Annotated in this window: 18 protein-coding genes; 11 read left to right on the top strand and 7 right to left on the bottom strand. The window is 74.5% G+C overall.

Annotated features, from left to right (window positions below; all coding sequences use genetic code 11):
- Window positions 1–27: 27 nt before the first annotated feature.
- On the top strand, window positions 28–768 hold the full coding sequence (locus tag O7600_RS07195; RefSeq protein WP_281592903.1) for a helix-turn-helix domain-containing protein: 741 nt from the start codon (window positions 28–30) through the stop codon (window positions 766–768).
- A 475-nt stretch (window positions 769–1243) separates the two neighbouring features.
- Complete coding sequence (locus O7600_RS07190) at window positions 1244–2191, top strand: aldo/keto reductase (protein WP_281592902.1); 948 nt, start codon at window positions 1244–1246, stop codon at window positions 2189–2191.
- Between the two features lie 51 nt (window positions 2192–2242).
- Here the strand turns inward: O7600_RS07190 and O7600_RS07185 are convergent, their stop codons facing one another.
- Window positions 2243–3595 (bottom strand): PHB depolymerase family esterase, encoded by a 1353-nt coding sequence (locus tag O7600_RS07185; protein ID WP_281592901.1) that lies wholly within the window; start codon window positions 3593–3595, stop codon window positions 2243–2245.
- Between the two features lie 249 nt (window positions 3596–3844).
- Between O7600_RS07185 and O7600_RS07180 the strand changes: the two genes are divergently transcribed.
- The gene (locus tag O7600_RS07180; RefSeq protein ID WP_281592900.1) at window positions 3845–4810 is read left to right on the top strand and encodes a PaaX family transcriptional regulator C-terminal domain-containing protein; all 966 of its coding nucleotides are present in this window, start codon (window positions 3845–3847) and stop codon (window positions 4808–4810) included.
- 28 nt (window positions 4811–4838) lie between these two features.
- Here O7600_RS07180 and O7600_RS07175 read toward each other — a convergent pair whose 3' ends face one another.
- From O7600_RS07175 to O7600_RS07165, 3 genes are read right to left on the bottom strand one after another with little or no spacing between them, the layout of a single operon-like run.
- Complete coding sequence (locus tag O7600_RS07175; RefSeq protein WP_281592899.1) at window positions 4839–4970, bottom strand: hypothetical protein; 132 nt, start codon at window positions 4968–4970, stop codon at window positions 4839–4841.
- Window positions 4963–5418: an SRPBCC domain-containing protein gene (locus tag O7600_RS07170; protein ID WP_281592898.1), complete on the bottom strand. Its 456-nt coding sequence runs from the start codon at window positions 5416–5418 to the stop codon at window positions 4963–4965. The genes O7600_RS07175 and O7600_RS07170 overlap by 8 nt, the downstream gene beginning before the upstream one ends.
- Entirely contained in the window at window positions 5415–5759 is a 345-nt protein-coding gene (locus tag O7600_RS07165) for a metalloregulator ArsR/SmtB family transcription factor (RefSeq protein WP_281592897.1), read from the bottom strand. Before O7600_RS07165 ends, O7600_RS07170 begins: the two co-directional genes overlap by 4 nt.
- A 90-nt stretch (window positions 5760–5849) precedes the next feature.
- Here O7600_RS07165 and O7600_RS07160 point away from each other — a divergent pair, with 90 nt between their 5' ends.
- The 3 genes from O7600_RS07160 (at window position 5850) to O7600_RS07150 (ending at window position 11121) form a co-directional block, all read left to right on the top strand.
- Complete coding sequence (locus tag O7600_RS07160; RefSeq protein ID WP_281592896.1) at window positions 5850–6335, top strand: hypothetical protein; 486 nt, start codon at window positions 5850–5852, stop codon at window positions 6333–6335.
- A 37-nt stretch (window positions 6336–6372) separates the two neighbouring features.
- Window positions 6373–7164 (top strand): aminoglycoside adenylyltransferase domain-containing protein, encoded by a 792-nt coding sequence (locus O7600_RS07155; protein ID WP_281592895.1) that lies wholly within the window; start codon window positions 6373–6375, stop codon window positions 7162–7164.
- Window positions 7165–7239: 75 nt separating this feature from the next.
- Window positions 7240–11121 carry a CHAT domain-containing protein gene (locus tag O7600_RS07150; protein ID WP_281592894.1) on the top strand — a complete coding sequence of 1294 codons (3882 nt, stop codon included), beginning with the start codon at window positions 7240–7242 and terminating at the stop codon, window positions 11119–11121.
- Between the two features lie 5 nt (window positions 11122–11126).
- On the opposite strand, the gene O7600_RS07145 is transcribed toward O7600_RS07150, so the two are convergent.
- Window positions 11127–11612 (bottom strand): hypothetical protein, encoded by a 486-nt coding sequence (locus O7600_RS07145; protein WP_281592893.1) that lies wholly within the window; start codon window positions 11610–11612, stop codon window positions 11127–11129.
- Window positions 11609–11914: a hypothetical protein gene (locus O7600_RS07140; RefSeq protein WP_281592892.1), complete on the bottom strand. Its 306-nt coding sequence runs from the start codon at window positions 11912–11914 to the stop codon at window positions 11609–11611. Before O7600_RS07140 ends, O7600_RS07145 begins: the two co-directional genes overlap by 4 nt.
- A 321-nt stretch (window positions 11915–12235) precedes the next feature.
- Here O7600_RS07140 and O7600_RS07135 point away from each other — a divergent pair, with 321 nt between their 5' ends.
- The 3 genes from O7600_RS07135 to katG all read left to right on the top strand — a co-directional run bounded on the left by O7600_RS07135 (window position 12236) and on the right by katG (window position 16088).
- Window positions 12236–13237, top strand: coding sequence for a glycoside hydrolase family 11 protein (locus O7600_RS07135; RefSeq protein WP_281592891.1), 1002 nt, complete (start codon window positions 12236–12238; stop codon window positions 13235–13237).
- Between the two features lie 119 nt (window positions 13238–13356).
- Window positions 13357–13785 (top strand): Fur family transcriptional regulator, encoded by a 429-nt coding sequence (locus tag O7600_RS07130; RefSeq protein WP_281592890.1) that lies wholly within the window; start codon window positions 13357–13359, stop codon window positions 13783–13785.
- Window positions 13786–13811: 26 nt separating this feature from the next.
- Window positions 13812–16088 carry a catalase/peroxidase HPI gene (katG, locus tag O7600_RS07125; RefSeq protein ID WP_281592889.1) on the top strand — a complete coding sequence of 759 codons (2277 nt, stop codon included), beginning with the start codon at window positions 13812–13814 and terminating at the stop codon, window positions 16086–16088.
- 89 nt (window positions 16089–16177) lie between these two features.
- On the opposite strand, the gene O7600_RS07120 is transcribed toward katG, so the two are convergent.
- Window positions 16178–16753 (bottom strand): TetR family transcriptional regulator, encoded by a 576-nt coding sequence (locus O7600_RS07120; protein WP_281592888.1) that lies wholly within the window; start codon window positions 16751–16753, stop codon window positions 16178–16180.
- Between O7600_RS07120 and O7600_RS07115 the strand changes: the two genes are divergently transcribed.
- The gene (locus tag O7600_RS07115; RefSeq protein WP_281592887.1) at window positions 16754–16939 is read left to right on the top strand and encodes a hypothetical protein; all 186 of its coding nucleotides are present in this window, start codon (window positions 16754–16756) and stop codon (window positions 16937–16939) included.
- A gap of 47 nt (window positions 16940–16986) precedes the next feature.
- Window positions 16987–17301 carry a hypothetical protein gene (locus O7600_RS07110; RefSeq protein ID WP_281592886.1) on the top strand — a complete coding sequence of 105 codons (315 nt, stop codon included), beginning with the start codon at window positions 16987–16989 and terminating at the stop codon, window positions 17299–17301.

Here is a 17301-nt window from a genome sequence, read left to right as displayed (position 1 = left end):
ACGCGTCGGCGCCGAGGGGGGAACGCGATGCCGGGAGGCAGGCTCACGCAGCAGGACCGCCAGCAGATCGCGGCAGGGCTGGCGGACAGCCTGCCCTACGCCGAGATCGCCCGACGCCTCGACCGCCCGACGTCGACCGTCACCCGTGAGGTGATGCGCAACGGTGGCCCCACCGCCTACCGCCCGGGGTTGGCACACCGCTCCGCCGAACTGCGCGCCCGCCGCCGTCGACCCGCCGCCGCGCCGACGCCGCGACCATCGGGCCGCGACGCCGAGGCCCTGGCCGAGTACGAGGAGACGCTCACCACCGTGCTGATGGCCTCCGGCCTACCCCGGATGGCGGCCCGGGTGCTCACCTGCCTGTTCACCACCGATCCGGGCAGCGTGACCGCGTCCCGGCTCGCCCAGCGCCTCAGGGTCAGCCCGGCGTCCATCTCCAAGGCGATCGCCTTCCTGGAGAGCCAGAGCCTCGTCCGCCGGGAACGCGACGAACGCCGCCGCGACCGGTACACCGTGGACGACGAGCTCTTCTACCAGGCGACGATCGCCAGCGCCCGGGCCAACCAGCAGCTCGTCGAGATCGCCCGCCAGGGCGTCGTGGTCCTGGGGCCGGGCACGGCGGCCGCCGCCCGGCTGGAGAACATCGCCCGCTTCATGGACTTCATCAGCGAGAGCATCACCCGCGCCGCCGAGCAGGCCCGTGACATCCTGCGCACCCCGGCGCCGCCCGCCGCCGCGGAGACCCGTCACCCGTCCCCGCGGACCTGACGCCTTGGGAGCGGCGGTCTGTCGGAGGGGCGTGGAACGATCATCGCCGTGACCGGGTCGCCCGCTACCAGGCGGACCTGGAACGGCTGCTCGACGGGGAGGTGTTCCCGGTGCTCCACCGGCACGGCATGCGGGTGGAGTGGAACCGGCGGCAGTCCACCCGGATCCGGGTCAGCGGCGCCCGGTGGTACGCGCCGCTGACGTGACGGGTCGCGACGTCAGGTCCGGCGCAGCCGCTCCGCGAGGTCCCGGACCGCGTCGTCGAATCGGGGGTCGTTCTCGCCGGGCCAGTGTCCGACGATGGGCGGCGAGACGGTGTCGGTCGTGGGCACCACGACGCCGCACGGGTCGCGCAGCCGCCGGCGTCCGGTCGTCCGCGTGGCCGGGCGCGCCTACCCGTTCCACCGGCGATCACGCCTGCCCCGCGGTCCCGGTGCGACGTCGGCCGCCTCCGGCCCTGTGCTATCCAGGTCCCATGGCCGACATCCGCGATCACCGACTGCTCTACGGCTGCATGGGCCTGGGCGGCGACTGGAACACCGAACCGTACGGCGCGCGGGAGATCGCGGCGGCGGAGGCGGCGGTCGAGGCCGCCCTGGAGATCGGCGTCACCGCGTTCGACCACGCGGACATCTACCGCCACGGCAAGTCCGAGGCCGTCTTCGGCGAGGTGCTCGCCCGCGCGCCGGACCTGCGGGCGCGCATCCTGCTGCAGACCAAGTGCGGCATCCGGCTGGACGGCGACGCCGGGCCGGGTCGGTACGACCTGCGCGGGACGCACATCGTGCGCAGCGTCGAGGAGAGCCTGGCCAGGCTGCGCACCGACGTGATCGACGTGCTGCTGCTGCACCGCCCGGATCCGCTGGCCGATCCGGAGGACGTGGCGGCGGCGCTGACCTCGCTGCACCGGCAGGGGCTGGTGCGGCAGTTCGGCGTGTCGAACATGGCGGCGGCGCAGATCGCCCACCTCCAGGAGCCGCTGGAGGTTCCCCTCGTCGTGAACCAGTTGGAGATGAGCCTGGCCCGCCGGGACTGGGTGGAGGCGGGGGTCCTGGTGAACACGCCGGCGTCCACCGCGACCGGCTTCCCGCTGGGCACGGTCGAGTACTGCCGGGCGAACCGGATCGGTCTGCAGGCGTGGGGCCCGCTCGCCGGGGGACGATTCACCGGCGCTCCCCGGACGCCGGGCGACCGCGCCACGGCGGACGTGGTCGCCGCGCTCGCCGAGCGCCGGGGGACCACCCCGGAGGCCGTCGTCCTGTGGTGGGTGCAGCGGCATCCGGCCGCTGTGGCGCCGGTGATCGGCACGGCGCGTCCCGACCGCATCCGGGCGTGCCGGGACGCCGTCGCGCGCGAGCCGGAGCTGACCCGCGAGGAGTGGTACGAGCTGTGGCTCGCCGCCCGGGGTGAGCCGCTGCCCTGACCGGGCCGGCGCCGCGGGACCGACCGTGTGGCCGTCCCCGCGGCGTGGCGGTCAGGCGGCGGCGCAGGGCGCGCCGTTGAGTGTGAAGGCGGTCGGTCGGGCGGTGTTGCCGGTGTGCGTGGCCTGGAAGCCGATGCTGGTCGACCCGTTCGGCGGGATGACCGCGTTGTAGGCGACGTTGCGGGCGGTCACCTGGCCGGAGGTGGGGGAGTAGGTGGCGTTCCACCCCGAGGTGACGGTCTGGCCGGCGGGCAGCGTGAACGCCAGGGACCAGCCGTTCACCGCGACCGTGGAGGTGTTGCGGACGGTGATGTTCGCGGTCAGCCCGGAGTTCCACGCGTTGACCTCGACGGCCACCGTGCAGGCGCCGGTGCCCGGCGGCGTGGTCGGGGTGGGTGACGTGGTGGGCGTCGGCGACGCGGTGGGCGTCGGAGAGCCGGTCGGGCTGGGCGAGGTGGTCGGGCTCGGCGGCGTGGTCAGGCCGAAGAACTGGACGGCCGCCGCGGCCATGCCGCTCGCGGGCAGGCTGTGCCCGGCTCCCTGGATGCTGTAGGCCTCGACCTGCACGGTGCCGGTGCCGTCGGCGTACCGGCGCCGGTTCCAGTTCGCCTGCGGCGTGTCGGTGGAGGTCGGGGTCTGACCGAGCCCGAACACGTTCGTCCACTGCTCGATCGTCTCCTGGAGCAGCTGGTAGGGCACGAGCGTGTCGCTGGTGCCGTGCCACAGCTGCACCCGGGGGCGGGGGCCGGACCAGCCGGGGTAGGCCTGGCGGACCGCGTCACCCCACTGCTGCGGGGTGCGGTCCATCGCGCCACCGGTGCACCGGCTGGTCCCCGGCGGGTAGTCCGCCGCGTTGGCGAAGCAGGTGAAGGGCACGCCCATGAACGCGGCCCCGGCCTTGAACACGTCGGGGTAGAGGGCCAGCATGTGGTTGGTCATCATGCCGCCGGAGGAGCTGCCGGTGGCGTAGACCCGGTCCGGGTCCGCGCCGTACTGCTGCTGGACGTGCCGGATCATCGAGACGATCGACACCGGGTCGCTGCCGCCGCCGCGGCGCTTGGCGGCATCCGACCAGGTGTCGAAGCAGTTGCCGAACCCGGCCTGCTGGGTCGCGGTGGGATAGATCACGATGAACCCGTACCGCTCGGCCAGGGCGGCGAACTCGCTGCCCGAGTAGAAGCCGGGGCCGGAGCCGCCGCAGCCGTGCATGGCCACCACGGTCGCCGGCCGGGCCGGACGGGAGTCGGGCACGTAGACGTGCATGCGCATCCGGCCGGGGTTGTCGCCGAAGCTGGTCACCTCGGTCAGCGTGGCCGCGTACGCGGGTCGGACGGTGGGGACGACCAGGCCGGCGGCCGTCAGGGCCGCGGCCAGGGCGAGCAGCGCGGTGTTTCTGATTCGCACGGAGACTCCTTCGCGCGCCTGTCTGAGGCGCAGGTCGGGCGGACGCCTTCGGCTCGCGGTCGGCCCGGTCGACCGCGACGGGGGTGTCGCCCACGACGAACGGCCTCGCTCGGCCCGGCTCCTGTCGCGTGTCAGTTAGTGTTCCCGTCGAGCGTCGAAGTGTCAATCGACAGAGCCCGATGCGCTAGGCGGGTGCGCCGCGCCCGTCTACAGTCGACCCACCGTCCCCGAGCCGAGCCCGGAGCGTCTGTGGCAAGCCCCTTCGACATCGAGGAGATCTACCCCGACGACGGGGAGGCCCCGCCGCGACTGCCCCGGAGGCAGACCGGCGCGTCGCCGCAGGGGCTCGCGGTCACCCTCCTGGCGGACTACACCGTGCACAGCCGGGCGGCCCTGCCGTCCGCCGCCGTCGTCGCGCTGCTCGGCGAATCGGGCGTGACCAGCGCGGGCGCCCGGACCGCGATCAGCCGGCTCGCCCGTCGCGGGGTGCTGGAGGGCAGCCGGCGGGGACGGCACAGCGCCTACCGGCTCAGCTCCGCCGCCGCCGCCAACCTCTGCGCGGGAGGCCGGTGGATCCTCACCGCGACCACCGCCACGCCGTGGGACGGGTGCTGGACCGTCGTCGCCTTCTCGCTGCCGCAGGACCGCGCCGCGCAGCGCCGGGCCCTGCGCGGCCAACTCCGCTGGCTGGGCTGCGCGCCGCTGTACGACGGGCTGTGGATCTCGCCGTACGAGCTGGGGCCGGCGGCCCGCTCACGTCTCGCTCCGCTCGCCGACGGCGCCGTGACCGTGTTCCGGGGCCGGCAGGCCGCGGCGGACCTGCTCGGCCAGCGGGCGCCCATCGAGGCCTGGGACCTCGCCGCGATCCGCCGGCAGTACGAGACGTTCCTGCGCCGGTGGACCCCGCTGGCGGGCCGGTCGTCGTCCCCGGGTGGCGCGGAGGCGGTGCGGGCGCGCACCGAGGTGATGGACACGTTTCGGCGCTTTCCCACGCTCGACCCGCGGTTGCCGCTGGAACTCCTGCCGGCGGACTGGCCCCGGCAGGCCGCGCGGGAGTTGTTCACGGCGGTCTACGACGGGCTGGCCGGACCGGCCGAGCGGCACGTCCGGGACGTCGTGGCGCGGTTCACCGACGACGTCCCGGACGGCATCCGGGCACACGCCACCTCGGACCTGCTCGCCGGCGCGGAAGGGATCGCCTGCGCCGCCGAGTGAGGCGGCGGGCGCCCCGTGGGCCGGTCGCTCAGGTCGCGAGCCGGTCCGCGACGACCCGGGTGCGCCGGCCGAGGGCGGCGACCGCGACGACAACGGGGTTGACGACCACCGCGCCCACGACGGCGAGCGCGACGATCGCGGCGCGGGACCGGTCAGCCATGCGACCGCTCGCGGATCAGGTACGCCTCGATCCGGTCGAACGCCCCGGGCATGACCTCGCCGACGAAGAAATCGCGCAGCTCGGGCGTCGGGAAGCCGCTCTGCACGACGGTCATCAGCGTGCCGCCGTCGTGTGCCTCGAAGGTGACCTCGATGCGGGTGGTCATGGTGGTGCCGTCGGGGCTGCTGCCGGTGGACTCGGTCACCAGCCGGTGCGGCCGGTCGATCTCCAGGAACGTCTGCGTCTCCCGGAACAGCATCTCGGGGGAGGGGCCCCACACGGCCGTCTGCTGCCCGCCGACCCGCAGGTCCACCTCGATCTCCACAATGCCGGGCTCCTCGTCGAGGATGCTGAACCAGATCTTCTGCTTCTCGGCGTCGGTGTAGGCGTCGAAGGCGTCCTCCGGGGTGCCCGGAAGCTGCCGGGTCATTCGCATGTCGAGCGTCATCGGTCACGTTCCTTCGGGCCGTTGTGGAGAGTGAGATAGGCGTCGAGGCCGTCCAGGCGGCGCGCCCAGAGCCGTTGGTAGAAGCTGATCCAGGCCATCGCGGCGTCCAGCGGGGCGTCGCCGAGCCGGCACTGGCGCGACCGGCCGACCTTCTCGGTGACCACGAGGCCGGCGTTCTCCAGCGCCTGGACGTGTTTCTTCATGCCGGTAAGGCTCATCCCGGTCGGCGCGGTGAGCTCGCTGATGGTGGCCGGGCCGGCGCCGAGCCGGATCAGGATGTCGCGTCGGGTGGGGTCGGCCAGGCTGGCGAACACCCGATTCAGGACCTCTTGCTGAACCATGTGGTTCACCGTATAACACTGAACTCACCGGTTCAATGTTTTTGCCGACCCGCCGCATCGGGAGTGCGCCGCCGTGCCAGAATCCGGGCCGTGTCCTATCACCCCGCCCAGCCGTACCCGCCGATGCCCGGCGTGGTCACGCCGCTGATCGCCTACCCACACCCGATCGCGCCGCCGCCCGGCTGCGCGGTGCTCGTCGTCTCGGTCAACCGGGGCCCCTACCTGGTACCCGCGCCGGCGACCAGCCGCTTCAAGGTCGACGGTCGGGTGGTCGCCATCCCGGGGGAGGGGACCTGGCACATCGCGGTCCCGGCCGGGCCGCGCGACGTCCGGTACACCGACTTCATGGGCATCCCGGTCATCACCACCTCGCTGGTCGCCCAGCCCGGTGCCGTGCACCACCTGTCGTTCCGCTTCGGCGGCTGGCGCAACCGCGTCCACGACGGGTACGGCACCGACGTGACCCGGTTCGGCATGTGGTCGAACTACAGCATCCTGCTCGTCGTCCTGGCCGTCGGCGGGCTGCTCTGCTGCGGGCTGTTCGGGTTGACCGCCGCTTTCTCCGCCTCGCCCTGACCGGTTGCCGCGCCGTCCGCGTACCGGAAGGAATCCGATGTCGTCTCCCGAAGCCGTCCTGTCCGACCTGCGCGCCGCGTGGGGCGCGGGTCTCGGCGACCACCTGCTGGGGCTCTGTCTGCACGGCTCGCTGGTGGCCGGCGACTTCGCCCCGGACCGCAGCGACCTGGACCTGCTCGCCGTGCTCGACCACGACCCGGACGACGACCTGCTCGCCGTGCTCGCCGGACTGCACCGCGACCTCGACCGGCGGCACCCGGGCTGGGCAGGGCGGATCGAGGTCGAGTACGTGTCCCGCGACGCCGTTCACGACGCGGCGCGGGGGCGGGTCGACCGCGACCACCTCATCGCCCGGGTCAGCCCCGGCGAACTGCTGTACCTGTTGCCCGCCACCACCCACCGGATCGTCACCTGGGCCGCCGTCCACGACCACGGCCGCAGCCTGCTCGGGCCGCCGGCAGCCGAGCTGCTGCCCGCCGTCGACCCGGACCGCGTCCGGGCGGCCCTGCTGGACCACGTCCGGGACTGGCCGGACTGGGTGACCGGGATGACGACCCCCGGCGCCCAGTCCTACGCCGTGCTCACCCTCTGCCGGGCGTTCCAACGACTGCGGCACGGTCGGCAGCTGTCCAAGCGGCGGGCCGCCGAGCCCAGCGCCCTCGACCTGCCCCGGTGGGCGGACCTCATCACCTGGGCGCACGACTGGTGGTACGACCACGGCGCGGACACCGATCCGGGCCGGACCGACGAGGTCGTGGCGTTCGTGGGCGAGGTCAGCGCCGTCCTCCTCGCCGCGGAGACCGGCGCCCCGCACGGCACCGGAGGCTGAACACAAGCGGACAACCCCCTGGCACGGATCGTGCCCCTCCTGCTACCCATGGTGGACCGATCCTCGGGAGGTCCGATGTGGCAGCGGTTCCGGTCCGATCCGGTACGACGGCTCCGCGAGCGCCTGGACCGCTTCGGTGCCGGCCACGATCCGCGTCACCTCCTCGACGCCGGCGCCGCCCGGGACGCCGAGGCGGTGGTCGACCTGGTCACCGCCACCGAGCCGACCGGCCCGCTGCCGGAGCGGACCGCGGAGGCGCTGTTTCTGCTCGCCTGCCTGCACTGGTACCGCTACCAGGTGCTGCCGGCCGGCCGGGACGCCGACGACCTCGCCCAGGCCGTGACGCTGACCCGGCTGCTGCTGCACGCCGCCCCGGACCGGGTGCCGCCGTCGCTGCTCGCCCTCTACCGCGCGCACGCCCCCGCCGCCGACCCGGCCCGGGTGCCCCGCAGCCGGGCCCCGGAGGCCGGGCGCGCGACGTCGACCGACGCGCCGGCCGCGCTCGCCATGCGGGCGGTGCTGCTGATGGCCGAGGCGGAGAACACCGGGCGGTACGCGGCCGCCGACCGGGCCGAGGCGCTGCTGCGCCGGGCGATCGACGCCACCCCGCCCGGCTCCGAGCGGGCGACCTACCTGTCCATGCTCGGTCGCGTGCACCGGGACCAGTTCCGGCACCTGGGCCGGTCGCGTGCCCTCCCGGCCGCGATCGACGCGCATCGGGAAAGCCTGGAGTCCACCCGGGCCGACGACGCGCAGCGCCCCACCCGCCTGTTCAACCTGGGCAACGTGTTGTCCGACCGCTTCGAGGTCGACGGTGATCCGGCCACGCTGGACGAGTCGAGGGGCCTGCTGCGCGAGGCGGCCGCGTCGGCCACCGACCCGACGGTCCGCGCCCTGGCCTCGGGCGTCCTGGGCCAGGTGCTCCGGCACCGGTGGCGGATCCACGGCCGCCCGGCCGACCTGGACGAGGCCGTCGACGCCTTCGGCCGGGCCCGGCCGACCGGTGACCCCCTCCTCGCCGCGCTGCACGGCATCGTGCTGTCCGAACGGTTCCTGCGCGACGGCTCCCCGGCCGACCGGGACGCCGGCATCGACGCGCTCCGAGCGGCCGTGGACGCCGACACCCCCCTCGACGCGGCGCTGGCCGGACCCACCTGGGGCGGCCTCGCCGCGTTGCTGGAGGACCGCTACCGCGCCGACGAGCGCGCCCCGGCCGCCGGCGCCGACCTCGACGCGGCCCTCGCGGCCTACCGGGCGGCGGCCGGGGCCACCGGGGACGACGCGCTGCGCCACCAGGTCGGCGTCCTGCTCACCCACCGCTACGAGCGGGGCGGCGACGCCGGGGACCTGGCCGAGGCGGTGCGGCTGCTGCGCGCCGGGGTGGCCGCCGCCGACGACCCGGTCGTGCGCGGGCGCCGCCTGGCCGACCTCGGGTACGCCCTGACCCAGGGCCGTCCCGAGCACGGCGCCGCCGACGCGTGGCGGGCCGCCTGCGACGTGCTGAGCGAGGCCGTCGCGCTGCTGCCCCCCGGTGACCCGGCCCGCCACCGGTCGCTGAACAACCTCGGGAACTCCCTGCGCGAGCGGGCCGACCAGGGTGACGACCCGGACCTGCTGGAGCCGGCCGCGGAGGCGCTGCGCGCGGCGGTGGCGGAGACGGATCCCCGAACACCGGCCGACTACCTGTCGAACCTGGGCCTGGTGCTCCAGGCCCGGTTCGCCGTCACCCAGGACCTCGCCACGCTCGCCGAGGCGGTCGCCGTGCTCGCCGACGCCGTCGAGGCGGCCCCGCCCGGCCACCCCGCCCGGGCGGCGGCGCTGACGAGCTTCGGCGGGGCGCTCAACCGCCGCGCCGAACTCGCCGTCGACGACACCGGCCCCGCCGCGGCCGACGCCGCCCGGCGCGACGCCGACGCCGCGGTCGCCGCGCTGCGCGAGGCGGTCGCCCTCGCCGACCCGACCGACCCCCAGGAGTACGCCCAGAGCGGGGGCAGCCTCGCGACCGCCCTGTTCCTGCGCCACCGGGCGACCGGCGACAACGCCGCGCTGGACGAGACGATCGACCTGCTGGACGGGCTGACCCGGGCCGGCGCGCTGCGCCCGACCGACCGGCACCGGGCGCTCACCAACCTGGGCAACGCGTTGCTGACGCGCCACCGCGGCACCGCCACGGCCGGCGACGCCGAGGCGATGCTGGCCGCTTACCGGGGCGCGGTCGACGCGCTGCCGCCGGAGCACCCGGACCGGACCATATGCCTGAGCAACCTGGCCACCGCGCTGGAGGCGACCACCCCGCCCGGCGCCGCCGCGGACGAGCGGGCCCGGGCGGCGCTGCGGGAGGCCGCGTCGGTGCCGGGCGCGCCGTCGTCACTGCGCGCGGTCGCCGCCCACCGCGCGGGGCGCCTGGCCGACCTGGCCGACGACCTGCCGGCGGCCCTCGACGGCTACGCCGCCGCGATCGAGCTGCTCGACCTGGTCGCCTGGCACGGCATGGACCCCGCCGACCAGGCCCGGCTGCTCGCCCGCTTCCGGGGGCTGGCCACCGACGCCGCGGCGGTCGCCGTCGCGCTCGGCGATTCGCGCCGCGCGGTGGAGGTGCTGGAGTACGGACGCGGTGTCCTGCTGACCCGGGCGCACGACGCGGCCGCCGACCTCACCGCGTTGCGGGCCGGCGCACCCGACCTCGCCGCCGCGTTCACCGCCGTGCAGACCGAACTGGACGGCTTCCGCCCGGCCGGGGCCGATGCCGCCCCGCGCCCGGCCGGCGGTCCGCCGCCGGAGCGCCGCCACGCGCTGGCCGAACGCCGACGGCGGCTACTGGCCGAGATCCGCGCCCTGCCGGGACTCGACCGGTTCCTGCGCCCGCCGGAGTTCGCCAGCCTGGCCGCCGGCTGCGGACCGGTGGCGCTGGTCAACGTGGGGGAGCGCCGCAGCGACGCGCTGGTCGTCGCCGCCGGCGACGTCACCGTCGTGCCGCTGCCCGAGGTGACCCCGGCCGAGGTGGCGGCCCGCACCGCCCAGTTCGTGGTGGCGGTCGCGGTGCTCACCGGGCAGGCGCCGCCGGTGGCGGAGCCGGCGGCGAGCCGACGCGTGGTGGCCGCCCGCGCCACGGTGGGCCGTACGCTGGACTGGCTCTGGCGGGCGGTGGCCGCGCCGGTCCTCGACGTCGCCGCGCCGCCCGGGGAGCCGGGCAAGTGGCAGCGGTTCTGGTGGTGCCCGACCGGCCTGCTGACGCTGCTGCCGCTGCACGCCGCCGCGCCGCTCGACGGCGGGCCGGGCGTCCTGGACCGGGTGGTCCCCTCCTACACCGCGTCCCTGCGAGCGCTCGACCGCGCCCGGCGGGCCGTGCCGGACGTGCCGACGCCGGTCGACCGGGCGCTGGTGGTCAGCCTGCCGCACACGCCGGGCCTGCCCGACCTGCCCGGCGCCGCACAGGAGGCGCGGATCGTCCGGGGTCACCTGCCCTACGGCGGCACGCTCAGCGGCGCGAGCGCCACTCCGGACGCGGTCGTCGCGGCGTTGCCCGGGCAGCCGCTGGTGCACCTGTCCTGCCACGGCCGGCAGGACCTGGGCGACCCGCTGGCCGGTCACCTCGCGCTCAGCGGTGGGCCGCTCCGGGTGCGCGACCTGTGGCGTCCGTCGGGCGGGGCCGCCGCGCTGGCCGTGCTGTCGGCCTGCGAGACGGCGCAGGGCGGGGCGGCCCTGCCCGACGAGGTGCTGACGCTCGGCACCGCGTTCCAGCTCGCCGGGTTCCGGCAGGTGGTCGGCGCGCTCTGGTCCATCTCGGACCCGGTGACCGTCCAGCTCTGCGCCGACCTCTACGACGCGCTGGCCGTGCCCGGCGGGGTCGACCCGGACCGGGCGGCGGTCGCGTTGCACCACGCCGTGCGCGGGCTGCGTGCCGCGCTGCCCGGCCGGGCCGATCTGTGGGCCGCGTACGCGCACCTGGGCCCGTGACCGGCTCAGCGGGTGGTGACGGCGACCGGGGCGGGACGGGCCGGGGCGTACCAGGTCACGCCAACCGCGGCGACCAGCAGGCCGGCGCAGACCAGCACCAGCACCACGCCGGCGCGCAGCGCGCGGGCGGCGGCCACCGCCTCCTGGTGGTCGGCCAGCGGCGACGGCGCGAGCGCGGACACCGGCGTGACGGTGAGCCGGCCGTGCGCGGCGCGCAGCAGCGCGAGGGCGCCGACCGCGCCGACGACGACGGCGCCGAGCAGCAGCAGCCCGACCGCCGCCGCCCAGCCCGGCCGCAGCGTGGTGACGTCGGTGCGGCCCCGGACGAGACCGAAGCCGAGCAGCGCGACCAGCAGCCCGCCGAGGCCGTTGCGCCAGGCCAGCGCCGCACCGCGCACCCGGTCCAGCTCACCGCGCAGCAGGCCGGACAGCTGTTGGGCGCGGCGCAGGTCGGTCGCGGTCGGCGGCGGGCCGGGGCGCAGCCGGATCACGCCTCGTCCTCCAGCACCAGCGTCCAGTAGGCGCCGCAGCCCACCATCGCGACGGGCCGCTGCGGATGCTCGGCGGCGCACTCGCACAGCACCGTCCGGTAGCCGGGGTCCGGCCCGACCGTCGCGGGTTCCCGCCGGTACAGCTCGTCGACCAGCGCGCTGGTGGTCGCGTGGCCGCAGCGGGGACACGGCCCGTGCAGCAGCACCGCCGGGCCGTGCGGACGCGCGGTGAACGTGCTCGCCGCCCGCTGCGCGTACCCGGGGTCGGTGACCTCGACGTAGGGCAGCAGTTCGTCCGGCATCCCGACCTCCAACCGTCTGGCCTCGGACCGCTCACGGTACCGGGCGCGCGCACCCCGGTCCGACACCGGAACAGGGTCGAAAGTTTCGGTTCCCGATGGGTGGCCGGCCCCGGTCGGCGACCGCGCTGCCGGGGCGGGATCCCTCATGGACGCCGGTTCGTGTTTCCAGGACGTTTCCGGAAGTCGTTGACACGACGAACGGACGACTTCAATACTGGCGCCATCGACGGACCTCTATAGCCGTCGACGTCCGTCCACACCGCGCGGTCCGTGTCATCCCGCTGGCCCTCGTGCCAGCCGTCCCAGGGAGGAAACACGCCCATGAACGACGCCCCCGTCCGCTCGGGCAGCCGCCGACGCGGACGCCTCAGGACACTTCTCGGCGGGGCCTGCGCCGTGGCGCTGGTCGCCGCCGGTACGACCGCGGTCCTGTCCGGCCCGGCCTACGCCGACCAGACCGTGACCTCGAACTCGACCGGCACGCACAACGGCTACTTCTATTCCTTCTGGAAGGACAGCGGCAACGTCTCCATGACCATGGGCAACGGCGGCCAGTACAGCACCCAGTGGAGCGGCATCAACAACTTCGTCGCCGGCAAGGGCTGGAACCCGGGCGCCCGGCGCACGGTCACCTACTCGGGCAGCTTCAACCCGTCCGGCAACGCCTACCTGACGCTCTACGGGTGGACCCGCAACCCGCTGGTCGAGTACTACATCGTCGACAGCTGGGGCAGCTGGCGGCCCCCGGGCAGCGGCTACATGGGTTCGGTCTCTACCGACGGGGGCACCTACGACATCTACCGGACCCAGCGGGTCAACGCGCCCTCCATCGAGGGCACGCGCACGTTCTACCAGTACTGGAGCGTCCGGCAGTCGAAGCGGGTCGGCGGCACGATCACCGCGGGCAACCACTTCGACGCCTGGTCCCGCTACGGCATGAACCTCGGCAGCCACGACTACCAGATCATGGCCACGGAGGGCTACCAGAGCAGCGGCAACTCCAACATCACCGTGGGCGGCTCCGGCGGGTCCAACCCGACCACTCCGCCGCCGAACGGCGGCGGGTGCACGGTCAGCGTCAGCCGGGCCGAGGAGTGGGGCGACCGGTTCAACGTGACCTTCTCGGTCAGCGGGTCCAGCAACTGGGTGGTCAGCATCCAGACCCAGGGCGGCCAAAGCCTGCAGAACAGCTGGAACGCCTCGGTGAGCGGCACCAGCGGCACGCTCACCGCCCGTCCCAACGGCAACGGCAACTCCTTCGGCATCACGCTCTACAAGAACGGCAACAGCAACACGCCGACGGCGAGCTGCTCGGCCGGCTGAGCCGGTCCCCAGGGTGGGGGCGCCGCGGCCACGCGGCGCCCCCACCGTTGGTGTGTGCCGGCGGACACACCCGAGCAAAAACTTGATTCATTCCAAAAGACTGGACTAGTGTTCGTCGGGTGACGGCCGACTTCGAGACCCAGCTCCGAGCGGTCTCGTTGCGCGTGACCCGCCCCCGGCTGGCGGTGCTCGCCGCGCTGCGGGACCACCCGCACGTCGACACCGACACCGTGATCGCGCTGGTCCGGACGGACCAGCCCACGGTCTCCCACCAGGCGGTCTACGACGTGCTGCGGGCACTCACCGACGCCGGGCTGGTGCGCCGCATCCAGCCGGCCGGCGCCACCGCCCGCTACGAGATGCGGGTGGGGGACAACCACCACCACGTCGTCTGCCGCTCGTGCGGCGCGATCGCCGACGTCGACTGCGCCGTCGGCGACGCCCCCTGTCTCACCGCCTCGGACGACCACGGCTTCGTGGTCGACGAGGCGGAGGTCGTCTACTGGGGCACCTGCCCCGGGTGCGCGACCGCCCGTACCGCCCAGTGATCCGCCAGTTGTTCGGAAGGAAGCAGATGAGCGACACCCAGGACAACGCGCCCGTCAGCGCTCAGGGCGTGGACGCCAAGGAGGCGGCCGGCTGCCCGGTCGCGCACGACTCCGTGACCGCGCACGGCAGCGAGAGCGAGAACCCCGCGATCGACTCGCCGACCCCGAAGACCGGCGGTCGTCCGCGCACCAACCGGGACTGGTGGCCCAACCAGCTCGACCTGTCGGTGCTGCACGCCCACTCCGACAAGGGTAACCCGCTGGGCGCGGACTTCAGCTACGCCAAGGAGTTCGCCAAGCTCGACGTCGAGGCGCTCAAGCGCGACATCACCCAGGTGCTGACCACCTCGCAGGACTGGTGGCCGGCCGACTTCGGGCACTACGGCGGCCTGATGATCCGGATGAGCTGGCACGCGGCGGGCACCTACCGCATCGAGGACGGCCGCGGCGGCGCCGGTGACGGCGGGCAGCGCTTCGCCCCGCTCAACAGTTGGCCGGACAACGCCAACCTGGACAAGGCCCGCCGGCTGCTCTGGCCGGTCAAGCAGAAGTACGGCCAGAAGATCTCCTGGGCCGACCTGCTGGTGCTCGCCGGCAACGTGGCCCTGGAGTCGATGGGCTTCAAGACCTTCGGGTTCGGCTTCGGCCGGGAGGACGTCTGGGAGCCCGAGGAGATCTTCTGGGGCCCGGAGGACACCTGGCTCGGCGACGAGCGCTACGCCTCCGAGAAGGAGATGACGGCCGGTGTCGGCGCGACCGAGATGGGCCTGATCTACGTCAACCCGGAGGGCCCGCGCGGCAACGCTGACCCGCTGGCGGCGGCGCACTTCATCCGGGAGACCTTCCGCCGGATGGCGATGAACGACGAGGAGACCGTCGCGCTGATCGCCGGCGGCCACACGTTCGGCAAGACCCACGGCGCGGGCGTCGCCGACGACCACGTGGGTCCGGAGCCCGAGGGCGCGCCGCTGGAGGCGCAGGGCCTGGGCTGGCTGAGCACCCACGGCAGCGGCAAGGGCGGCGACACGATCACCAGCGGTCTCGAGGTGACGTGGACCGACCGGCCGACGCAGTGGAGCAACCGCTTCTTCGAGATCCTCTTCGGCTACGAGTGGGAGCTGACCACCAGCCCGGGCGGGGCGAAGCAGTGGGTCGCCAAGGACGCCGAGGCGATCATCCCGGACGCCCACGACCCGTCGAAGAAGCACCGGCCGACAATGCTCACGACCGACCTGTCGCTGCGCGTCGACCCGGCGTACGAGAAGATCTCGCGGCGCTTCCTGGAGAACCCGGACGAGTTCGCGCTGGCCTTCGCCAAGGCCTGGTACAAGCTGCTGCACCGCGACATGGGCCCGGTCAGCCGCTTCCTCGGGCCGTGGGTCCCGGAGGCCCAGCTCTGGCAGGACCCGGTGCCGGCCGCCGACCACCAGTTGGTGGGTGACGCCGACGTCGCCGCGCTCAAGGCGAAGGTGCTCGACTCCGGACTCACCACCGCCCAGCTGGTCTCCACCGCCTGGGCGTCGGCCGCGAGCTACCGCTCCACCGACAAGCGCGGTGGCGCCAACGGCGCCCGGATCCGGCTGGAGCCGCAGCGCAACTGGGAGGTCAACCAGCCGGAGCAGCTCGCCTCGGTGCTGGCCACCCTGGAGGGCGTCCAGCGGGAGTTCAACGCCGCCGGCGGCGCCCAGATCTCGCTCGCCGACCTGATCGTGCTCGCCGGCTCGGCCGCGGTCGAGAAGGCGGCGCGGGACGCCGGCGTCGAGGTGACCGTGCCGTTCCGGCCCGGCCGCACCGACGCCACCCAGGAGCAGACCGACGTCGAGTCGTTCCGGGTCATGGAGCCGCGCGCCGACGGGTTCCGCAACTACCTGCGGCCGGGGGAGAAGACCCAGCCGGAGGTGCTGCTCGTCGACCGTGCCTACATGCTCGACCTGACCGCGCCGGAGATGACCGTCCTCGTCGGCGGCCTGCGGGCGCTCGGGAACAACGTCGGCGGCACGTCGCACGGCGTGCTCACCGACCGGCCGGGCGTGCTCACCAACGACTTCTTCGCCAACCTGCTCTCCCCGGGCACCCGGTGGAAGGCGTCGGAGTCCGACGAGCACGTGTACGAGATCCGCGACCTGGCCACCGACCAGGTGAAGTGGACCGCCACCGCGGTCGACCTCGTCTTCGGGTCCAACTCCCAGCTGCGCGCCCTCGCCGAGGTCTACGCCAGCGAGGACGCGCGGGAGAAGTTCGTGACCGACTTCGTCGCCGCCTGGACCAAGGTCATGGAGCTGGACCGCTTCGACCTGGCCTGATCCGCAGTCAGTCCGACGAGCCCCGGTCGATCCCTCCCCGGATCGACCGGGGCTCGCCCGTGCCCGTTCCCGTGGTCGCGGTCGGGCGGTCAGCCGCGCCAGTGCTCGCAGCCGGCCACGACGAGGCGGAGTTGCCGGGTCGCGCGGTCACGCAGGTCCGCCATGGCGCGCGGGTCGTCCACCACGTCGAGCAGGGCGGCGGCGGTCTGCCACATGTGGTCGACGAAGAGCGTGGTGGCCATCCGGACGTCCTCGGCCGGCCAGTCGCGCAGGTAGGCGGCGGCGTCCAGGTCGCCGGAGACCAGGTCGGCGGCGAGTTCGTCGGCGCCGCGCCGACGCTGCTCCTCGATGGCGCGGCGCACCACGGCGACGCCGCCATATCGCTCCCGGGCGATGAACCGGTGCCGCTCTGGGTGACGCCGGACCTCCGCGAACAGGACCGCCATCGACTGCTCGATCAGCTCGTCGCTGCCGGTCAGTCCGATGCGGACCATCCGCGCGGCGTCGCGCGTGCCGCCCAGGGACTGCTCCACCAGGGCGACCCCGAGCTGCCCGATGTCGGCGAAGTGGCGGTAGAACGCGGCCGGCACGATGCCCGCCGCTCGGGTCACCTCGCGCAGGCTGAGGCTGCTCAGGCCCTGGTCGGCGAGGAGGCGAGTAAACATGTGTTCACCGATCCGACGCTCGCCCTGATGGCCGCGCTCTGGCTGGCCGCCCTGACGCTCCGCACCGCCGCCTTCTCCGACCGGCCGCTGCTCTGCCTGGTCGCGGCCGCGCTGGTGGCGGGCGGCGTCGGGGTCCTGACCCGCGGCACCGGCCTGCTGGCCCGCCGCCGCGCCCGCGAGGGCTGATCGGGCCGCACCGGGCGAACCCCGCTCCTCCGCGAAGGGAGACACCCATGTCCATCGCCGGGCGGGAACGGCCGATCCACACCGCGCCCCGCCGGTCCGCCGGGAACACGCCGCGTCTCGACGGCCGTGCCTCGGCCGCCCTCATGCTGGGCGGCGCCGGCCTGTTCGTGTTCAACGTGCTCTTCGGCCCGATCGCCATCGTGCTGGGCCTGCGGGCGGCGCGCAACCCCACCGGCGGGCGCTTCGGCCGGGTCGGTGGACGCCTCGGCGTCGCCCTGGGCGTGCTCGACCTGCTGGTCTGGGTCATCCTGCTGGTCGTCCGGCTCCGCGGTGACGGGCTGAGCTGGCAGTTCGAGGGCTGA

The sequence above is a fragment of the Micromonospora sp. WMMA1998 genome, from assembly GCF_027497375.1.
Taxonomy (GTDB): Bacteria; Actinomycetota; Actinomycetes; order Mycobacteriales; family Micromonosporaceae; genus Micromonospora; species Micromonospora sediminicola.
Note: the sequence above shows the minus strand (reverse complement) of the source record. Positions and strands in the feature narration are given on the sequence as shown.

Bases quoted from the DNA above. Each gene is read 5' to 3' on its own strand.
- O7600_RS07195 (WP_281592903.1), top strand. From the start codon at position 28: ATGCCGGGAGGCAGGCTCACGCAGCAGGACCGCCAGCAGATCGCGGCA.
- O7600_RS07190 (WP_281592902.1), top strand. From the start codon at position 1,244: ATGGCCGACATCCGCGATCACCGACTGCTCTACGGCTGCATGGGCCTG.
- O7600_RS07175 (WP_281592899.1), bottom strand. From the start codon at position 4,970: ATGGCTGACCGGTCCCGCGCCGCGATCGTCGCGCTCGCCGTCGTGGGC.
- O7600_RS07170 (WP_281592898.1), bottom strand. From the start codon at position 5,418: ATGACGCTCGACATGCGAATGACCCGGCAGCTTCCGGGCACCCCGGAG.
- O7600_RS07165 (WP_281592897.1), bottom strand. From the start codon at position 5,759: ATGGTTCAGCAAGAGGTCCTGAATCGGGTGTTCGCCAGCCTGGCCGAC.
- O7600_RS07155 (WP_281592895.1), top strand. From the start codon at position 6,373: ATGTCGTCTCCCGAAGCCGTCCTGTCCGACCTGCGCGCCGCGTGGGGC.
- O7600_RS07150 (WP_281592894.1), top strand. From the start codon at position 7,240: ATGTGGCAGCGGTTCCGGTCCGATCCGGTACGACGGCTCCGCGAGCGC.
- O7600_RS07140 (WP_281592892.1), bottom strand. From the start codon at position 11,914: ATGCCGGACGAACTGCTGCCCTACGTCGAGGTCACCGACCCCGGGTAC.
- O7600_RS07135 (WP_281592891.1), top strand. From the start codon at position 12,236: ATGAACGACGCCCCCGTCCGCTCGGGCAGCCGCCGACGCGGACGCCTC.
- katG (WP_281592889.1), top strand. From the start codon at position 13,812: ATGAGCGACACCCAGGACAACGCGCCCGTCAGCGCTCAGGGCGTGGAC.
- O7600_RS07120 (WP_281592888.1), bottom strand. From the start codon at position 16,753: ATGTTTACTCGCCTCCTCGCCGACCAGGGCCTGAGCAGCCTCAGCCTG.
- O7600_RS07110 (WP_281592886.1), top strand. From the start codon at position 16,987: ATGTCCATCGCCGGGCGGGAACGGCCGATCCACACCGCGCCCCGCCGG.